At 64.8% G+C, this 7,338-nt stretch carries 6 protein-coding genes; 5 read left to right on the top strand and 1 reads right to left on the bottom strand.

Annotated elements, in window-relative coordinates; all coding sequences use genetic code 11:
• From BRAO375_RS24130 to BRAO375_RS24140, 3 genes are all read left to right on the top strand, one after another.
• Positions 1 to 761 (top strand): heterodisulfide reductase-related iron-sulfur binding cluster (locus tag BRAO375_RS24130; RefSeq protein ID WP_035641916.1); only part of this gene is annotated, 761 nt, incomplete at its 5' end.
• 73 nt (positions 762 to 834) lie between these two features.
• Complete coding sequence (locus BRAO375_RS24135; protein ID WP_009030073.1) at positions 835 to 1,326, top strand: hypothetical protein; 492 nt, start codon at positions 835 to 837, stop codon at positions 1,324 to 1,326.
• Positions 1,327 to 1,780: 454 nt separating this feature from the next.
• Complete coding sequence (locus BRAO375_RS24140) at positions 1,781 to 2,794, top strand: TorF family putative porin (protein WP_009030074.1); 1,014 nt, start codon at positions 1,781 to 1,783, stop codon at positions 2,792 to 2,794.
• 144 nt (positions 2,795 to 2,938) lie between these two features.
• On the opposite strand, the gene BRAO375_RS24145 is transcribed toward BRAO375_RS24140, so the two are convergent.
• Positions 2,939 to 4,699: an ABC transporter ATP-binding protein/permease gene (locus BRAO375_RS24145; protein ID WP_009030075.1), complete on the bottom strand. Its 1,761-nt coding sequence runs from the start codon at positions 4,697 to 4,699 to the stop codon at positions 2,939 to 2,941.
• Between the two features lie 322 nt (positions 4,700 to 5,021).
• Between BRAO375_RS24145 and BRAO375_RS24150 the strand changes: the two genes are divergently transcribed.
• A complete protein-coding gene (locus tag BRAO375_RS24150; RefSeq protein WP_009030076.1) occupies positions 5,022 to 6,686 on the top strand; it encodes an L-lactate permease in 1,665 nt (554 codons plus the stop codon).
• A gap of 178 nt (positions 6,687 to 6,864) precedes the next feature.
• On the top strand, positions 6,865 to 7,266 hold the full coding sequence (locus BRAO375_RS24155) for an META domain-containing protein (protein WP_009030077.1): 402 nt from the start codon (positions 6,865 to 6,867) through the stop codon (positions 7,264 to 7,266).
• Positions 7,267 to 7,338 lie beyond the last annotated feature (72 nt).

The following is a 7,338-nucleotide window of genomic DNA, read 5'->3' on the forward strand; positions in this document are numbered from 1 at the left end:
CGGCGCAGGGTGCGCGGCGCGGCCGCGTCGCGCTGCTGCAGGGCTGCGCGCAACAGGCGCTGGCGCCGCGCATCAACCAGGCCGCGATCAACCTGCTGACGCGGCACGGCATCGAGGTGGTGCTGGTCAAGGACGAGCAATGCTGCGGTGCGCTCACCCATCACATGGGACAGGACGACGATGCCACCGCGCGGGCGCGGGCCAATGTCAGCGTGTGGACGGCGGAGGCTGCGCGCGGCGGGCTCGATGCGATCCTGGTGACGACGTCCGGCTGCGGCACCGTCATCAAGGACTACGGCCACATGCTGCGCGAGGACCCGCAATATGCAGCGCCGGCAGCAGCCGTCTCGGCGATGGCGAAGGACATCAGCGAGTATCTCGCCACGCTCGATTTGAAGACTCAGGCGCAGCACGACGACCTCGTCGTCGCCTATCACTCCGCATGCTCGCTGCAACATGGGCAGAAAATCACGAGCATTCCGAAAGAATTGCTTTCCAAGTCCGGATTCGTGGTGAAAGATATACCGGAGAGTCATTTGTGTTGCGGTTCGGCGGGGACCTACAACATTCTCCAGCCTGACATTGCGATGAGACTGCGCGATCGCAAGGTCGCCAACATCGCGACCGTCAAGCCGGATGTCATCGCGGCAGGCAATATCGGCTGCATGATGCAGATTGCCAGCGGCACCGGCATCCCCGTCGTCCACACCGTTGAGCTTCTCGACTGGGCGACGGGCGGTCCGCGCCCGGGACTGAATTGAGAGACGGGCGCGTGCGGTCTGCCGGCCCGTCCCGCCGGATGATCGATCGCTCGGCGCAACTGGAGGGTTTCGGATGGCGAAGGACAAGACAGACAAGAAGGACAAGACGGACAAGAAAGAGCCCAAGCTGATGGCGCAGGCCAAGTCGGCCAAGGGGGCGACGAAGAAGTCCGCCAAGAAGGCTGCGAAGAAGGCCGCAAAGGCCGCCAAGAAGGCGGCGAAGGCTCCCGCCAAGAAGGCCAAGAAGACGGCGGCAAAGGCCGCCAAGAAGTCTGCCAAGGCGCCTGCCAAGAAGACCGCCGCCAAGAAGGGCGCTGCGAAGAAGGCTCCGGCGAAGAAGGCCGCCAAGGCGCCTGCCAAGTCCGCCGCCAAGTCCGCCACGAAGCCCGCTGCAAAGGCTCCGGCTACGCCGAAGAAGGCCGCCAAGAAGCGCGCGCCGAAGAAGGCCGCGCCGGTCGAGACTCCCGAGCTGCACGAGACCGAGGCCGCTGGCGAGACCAGCTGGGCGACGCCCGCGCCTGCCGACACGCATGAGGGTGAGGAAGGGACGAGCTCGGAGAGCTGATCGTCCGATCATCACTGCAAGGCAAGACGAGGCCGTAGCGGAGACGCTGCGGCCTTGTTGTTTGTTGGCTCGGTCCGTTGGCTCGGTCTAGTGGCTCATCGTGTTGACCGCTTCGCCGGCAGCCGGCTTCCGTAAATCCACGGCCGGGCGAATCCGCGCTTCTCCACGGACGATTCGAGCGTGGCCGGTTCAGGAGAACTACGGGCCGCAGCCCGCCTTATCTGCACGCGGGAATGCTGTGCTACACGGAGATTTGTTGTTCAAATGCAACAGGCGCCGACAACCTGCCGTAGTTCTGTCAAAACGCCCAAAAAGGCGGCAGATGCCGCGCTTTTTTGCTTCACCTGCGGCGAGACCCTGTCACAAATTGCGTCCGGATGACGCAGTCGATCGTGTTGTGCCCTGGGGGGCCGGTCCGGGGTCGATGCTTAAAACTAGGGTGATGGGGATCCTCATGAAGAAGTTGGCTTTGTTGGCAACGGCGCTGGCAATGTTCTCGGGTTCGGCTTCGGCCGCTGACATGGCGGTGAAGGCCCTGAAGGCTCCTCCGGCTCCGGCGTTCGATCCCTGGGACATCGCGTTCGGCGCCGCGATCATGAACGATTACGTGTTCCGTGGCATCACTCAGTCGAACCACAAGCCGTCGGTCGCCGCCTATTTCGAGCCGCGCTTCAACGTCAACAAGGACCTGCAGTTCTACGTCGGCGTCGCCGGCGAGAGCATCTCCTTCCCGAACCGCGCCGCGGCCGAGATCGACATCTACGGCGGTGTCCGTCCGACCTTCGGCGCCTTCGCCTTCGACATCGGCGTCTGGGGCTACCTGTATCCGGGCGGCACCTGCTACTACGGCGCTGCCGCCGATACGGCCGGCCGTCCGCTGAGCGCCGAGTGCGCCACCAACGCCCTGCTGAACGGCAACGTGATCAAGAAGGACCTGTCGTTCTTCGAAGTCTACGGCAAGATGAACTACACGGTGAACGACAACTGGACGTTCGGCATCACCGAGTTCTACACCCCGAGCTACCTGAACTCCGGCGCCTGGGGCAACTACGCCTCGGTCACCGGCAAGTGGACCGCGCCGAGCACCACCTTCGGCTCCAGCGGCGTCGGCATGTACGTGTCGGGTGAGTTCGGCCGTCAGTGGCTGGGCACGTCGGACTCGTTCTACGGCACCGGCATCGCCAGCCCGGCGGGCGGCGGACCGTTCCCGAACGGCATCAAGTACGCCGACTACAACACCTGGAACATCGGCGTCGGCTTCACCTACAAGGTCATGACGCTCGACCTGCGCTATTCCGACACCAACCTGTCGAAGGCCAACTGCAACGCCTTCACCAGCGACTACACCGCCACCGCCAACGGCAGCTTCTCTCCGATCAACCCGACCGGCGTCGGCTCGAAGTGGTGCGGTGCGACCGGCATCGCCAAGCTCTCCTTCGACCTGACCGCGATGACCAACCTGAAGTAATCATCGCCACGGCGGATCGCGTTGCGAACAAGGGCGGCAGAGCAATCTGCCGCCCTTTGCTTTTGCGCGGACGCTGTCTTTGTCTTTTCGAACGGATCAGGCCCCGGGGCTAGCCGTGCGATGGGCGAGGCAGCGTGCGTGCCGCTACTCCGCCCCGCCTGCCGGGGCATCCGCCGCTTGACCGGTCGGCCGCAGCGAGAACCGGTCGCCATCGCGAATCAGTTCGATCTTGCGGTCATGGAACTCGTGCAGGGTCGAGCGGTGGCCGATCGAGACCACGGTGGTCTGCGGCAGCCGCTCGGCGATGACGCGGTAGAGCCGGGCCTCGCTGGGCTCGTCGAGCGACGCCGTCGCCTCGTCCAGGAACAGGTAGTGCGGCTGATGCAGCAGCGCGCGGGCGATGCCGAGCCGCTGCTGCTCGCCGAGCGACAGCATCCGGTTCCAGTGCCCGTCCTCCTCCAGCCGGTCGGCCAGCTGCGGCAGGCCGACCGCAACCAGCGCCTCCTTGATCTGGTCGACGCCGAACGCATCGACCGTGGCGGGATAGACGATGGCGGCCTTGAGCGCGCCGATCGGGAAGTACGGCCGCTGCGGCAGCATCATCAGCTTGGCGTGGCCGGGCACGCTGATCGCGCCGCTGCCGAACGGCCAGACGCCGGCGATGGCGCGGAACAGGGTCGACTTGCCGGCGCCGGACGGGCCGGTGAGGAGGGTGCGTTCATTGCTCTTGATGCTGAAGCTGTCGGCCGCGATCAGCGGCAGGCCGTTCGGCAGCTTCAGCAGCAGCTGGGCGAGCTCGATCGAGTCGCCGGCATGGCTGACGACATCGATGGTCTGCGGCTCACCGGCGAGCTTGGCGGCGCTCGCAATCGACATCTCGAAGCCGTCGAGACGGGCGACGGTCGAGCGCCATTCGGCCAGCGTACGATAGGTGTTCACGAAGAACGACAGCGCGCGCTGCACGCTCGCGAACGCCGACGCCGTCTGCATCATGCCGCCCAGCTGCACCTTCTTGGCGAAATAGGCCGGCGCGACGATGACGTAGGGAAAGATCGTGGCGACCTGCGAGTAGCCGCTCGTCACCGCGGTCAGCCGCTTGGTCCGGGTCATGATCTGATACCAGTTCTGCACCACGCGGCCGTACCGGCTCGAGAGCAGGCCATGCTCGGCAGCCTCGCCGCGCAGCAGCGCGATCTGCTCGGAGTTCTCGCGCACGCGCACCAGGTTGAAGCGGAAGTCGGCCTCGAAACGCTGCTGCTCGAAATTGAGGTTGATCAGCGGCGACCCGATCCAGTGCGTCAGCGCAGTGCCGGCGATCGCGTAGATCAGCGCCGCCCAGACCAGGTAGCCGGGGATGTTGTACTCCATGCCGAACAGCGTGAGCGGCGCCGCCTCCGAGAGGCCCCAGAGGATGACCACGAACGAGGCCAGGGTCACGACCGAGCTCAAGAGGTTGACCGTGATGTTGAGGGTCTGCTCGACGAACTGCTTCACGTCGTCGGACATGCGCTGGTCGGGGTTGTCGGCCGCGTCGCCCTTGAGCTGCATCCGGTAATGGTTGGCGTTGCTGAGCCAATGCCGCATGTAGGTTTCGGTCAACCATCGCCGCCAGCGGATCTGCAGCCATTGTTGAAGGTAGAGCTGATAGATCGCCAGCACGATGAAGGTGGTCGCTAGCGCGGCAAAGACGCCGATCTCCCAGATGAAGCTGTTCCAGTTGTACTCCTGCAGCGCATTGTAGAACCGGTTCTGCCACTGGTTCACCAGCACGTCGATCGCGACCAGCGCGAGCTCGATGGCGATGACGGCGGCGAGCAAAGCGCGGGCGGCGACCTTGTCCTCGGAGCGGAAGTAGGGAATGGCGATCCGCCACACGATGGCGAGGGTCGAGCGCAAATTGTTCACAGAGAGGCTGCTCCTGAGAAAAGGGCTTAACAGGCTGACGTGGAACGAGAATTCCGTACCCTGGGGCGCCTGTCTAGACGAAAGTCGTAAGGGGCCCGGCGCCCATTGGCTTGTCGGTCACATGCGTCAAACCGTAGCATGCTGCATACAAGAGGCACCGTGGCCGCTGCCAGATTTCGCGAGAATTTGAGCAGAGTGGGGCGTTGCCGCGTTTGTGATCCGGTTTCCCGGCCGTCCTGTCCGGCCTGGCGCCTGACCAAGCAGACCTGATCCGCCCCGCCGGACCGGGTCCAACAACAAGAACGTGGGGGGAGAGGTCACAATGTGGAATCAAATCTACGACCCGTTGGGCAGCCCGGCGCTGTCGACGCTGGCCGCGGCCGTGCCCGTGGTCACGCTGCTGGTGCTGATCGCCAGCGGCAAGGTGAAGGCGCATATCGCCGCGATCATCGCGGTGATCCTGACCAACGTCATCACCATCTTCGTCTTCACGATGCCGGCCAACATGTCGATCCGCGCGACGTTTCTCGGCGTCGTCACCGGCTTCTTCCCGATCGGCTGGATCGTGCTGAACGTCATCTTCCTCTACCAGGTGACGGTCTCGACCGGCCGCTTCGAGCTGCTCAAGCGCGCCATCGGAGGCGTCACCGAGGACCGCCGGCTGCAGCTGCTGCTGGTCGCGTTCTCGTTCGGCGCGTTCTTCGAGGGCGCGTCCGGCTTCGGCACCCCGGTGGCGATCACCGGCGCCGTGCTGATCGGCCTCGGCTTTTCGCCGCTCGCCGCCTCCGGCCTGTCGCTGATCGCCAACACCGCCCCGGTCGCCTATGGCGCGCTCGGCACGCCGATCCAGGGCCTCGCCTCGGTCACCGGCCTCGATCCCTATATCCTCGGCGCGATGGTCGGCCGGCAGCTCCCGGTGTTCTCGCTGATCGTGCCGTTCTGGGTGATCTGGGCGTTCGCCGGCTGGAAGGGCATGAAGGATGTCTGGCCGGCGATCCTGGTCACCGGCGTCTCCTTCGCGGTGCCGCAGTTCCTGATCTCCAACTACATCAATCCGTGGATCGTCGACATCGGCGCCTCCCTGATCTCGATGGGCGCGCTGATCCTGTTCCTGAAGGTGTGGCAGCCGAAGCAGCTGTGGCTGTCGCCGGCGCTGCGCGGCCGCGACGAATCGGCGGCCACCATGGCCGCGGCGAAGCCGCTGGACCGCACGCCGCTGACGCAGAGCGAGCTGTGGGGCGCGCTGCTGCCGTGGATCATCGTCTGCGTGATCATGCTGATCTGGGGCAACGGCGCCTTCAAGAGCTGGGCGAACTCGATCTTCACCTGGAGCTATCCGGTGCCCGAGCTCGACAAGCTGATCAACAAGATGCCGCCGGTGGCCGCCAAGCCGACGCCGGAAGGCGCGGTGTTCTCCTTCACCTATCTGACCTTCACCGGCACCGGCATGCTGATCGCGGCGATCATTTCCGGCTTCCTAATGGGCGTCGGACCGGGCAAGCTGATCGCCGAGTACGGCCGCACCATCCGGCTGTGTGCGATCTCGCTGATCACGATCTCGGCGATGCTTGCGATCGGCACCTTGACGCGCCTCTCCGGCGTCGACGCCACGCTCGGTCTCGCCTTCGCCGCGACCGGCGTGCTCTATCCCTTCTTCGGCACCCTGCTCGGCTGGTTGGGCGTGGCGCTGACGGGATCGGACACCGCCTCCAACGTGCTGTTCGGCAACCTGCAGAAGATCACTTCCGAGCAGCTCGGTCTCTCGCCAGTGCTGATGGCCGCCGCCAACTCCTCCGGCGGCGTGATGGGCAAGATGATCGACGCGCAATCGATCGTCGTCGCCTCGACCGCCACCAATTGGTACGGCCATGAGAGCTCGATCCTGCGCTACGTCTTCCTGCACTCGATCGTGCTGGCCTGTCTGGTCGGCCTGTTCGTCACCCTGCAGGCCTATGTCTATCCGTTCACGGCCATGGTGCTGAAGTAACGCCAAGGCTTTGCAGAAAAGGTCTTGCGACAAACGGCTTGTGACAAAAACCCCGCGCTGCGTCCGCAGCGCGGGGTTTGCTATGTTTGGAACACAATTGTGCGGGAGCCGTGCTGGCAGCCAACGGGCCTATCGCCTACAAGGCGGCTCGTGGCGTGATGATCTATCGAGAGGAAACATGCGCGTTGTGAAGCGGGCCGTTGCCGGCGTGATCGCAGCCTTGTTGATGTCAGGCGGGCCGGTGGCCGCGGCGGAGGAATTTCCCTTCGGCATGGAGATGACGCTCGACGCGCTGCCGCAAGCAGGCTCCAAGCGGGTGCCGGATCTCGACATCAGCGACAATGGCGAGACAGTGCTGGAGCTTTGGTGCAAGGGCGGCAAGGGCCATTTCTCCGTCGCCGGCAACACCATTGTGTTCATCGCGGGCCAGATCGATGATCGTAACTGCCCCGCGGCACGCGCCCAGGCCGACGACGAGCTGATCGCCGCGCTGAGCGCAGCGACCAACTGGAAGCGTCAGGGCGACCTGATCACCTTCATCGGCCCAAAGACGCTGCGCTTCCGGCTGAATACGAATTGAGCCGGGACGGGCGTTTCCGAAATCAGAGTTGCATCGATCGTAATGCGGGCCCCGCTGCCACCCTCCCCTGGA

Source organism: Bradyrhizobium sp. ORS 375 (assembly GCF_000239775.1).
In the GTDB taxonomy this organism is placed as follows: domain Bacteria; phylum Pseudomonadota; class Alphaproteobacteria; order Rhizobiales; family Xanthobacteraceae; genus Bradyrhizobium.

Bases quoted from the DNA above. Each gene is read 5' to 3' on its own strand.
- BRAO375_RS24135 (WP_009030073.1), top strand. From the start codon at position 835: ATGGCGAAGGACAAGACAGACAAGAAGGACAAGACGGACAAGAAAGAG.
- BRAO375_RS24140 (WP_009030074.1), top strand. From the start codon at position 1,781: ATGAAGAAGTTGGCTTTGTTGGCAACGGCGCTGGCAATGTTCTCGGGT.
- BRAO375_RS24150 (WP_009030076.1), top strand. From the start codon at position 5,022: ATGTGGAATCAAATCTACGACCCGTTGGGCAGCCCGGCGCTGTCGACG.
- BRAO375_RS24155 (WP_009030077.1), top strand. From the start codon at position 6,865: ATGCGCGTTGTGAAGCGGGCCGTTGCCGGCGTGATCGCAGCCTTGTTG.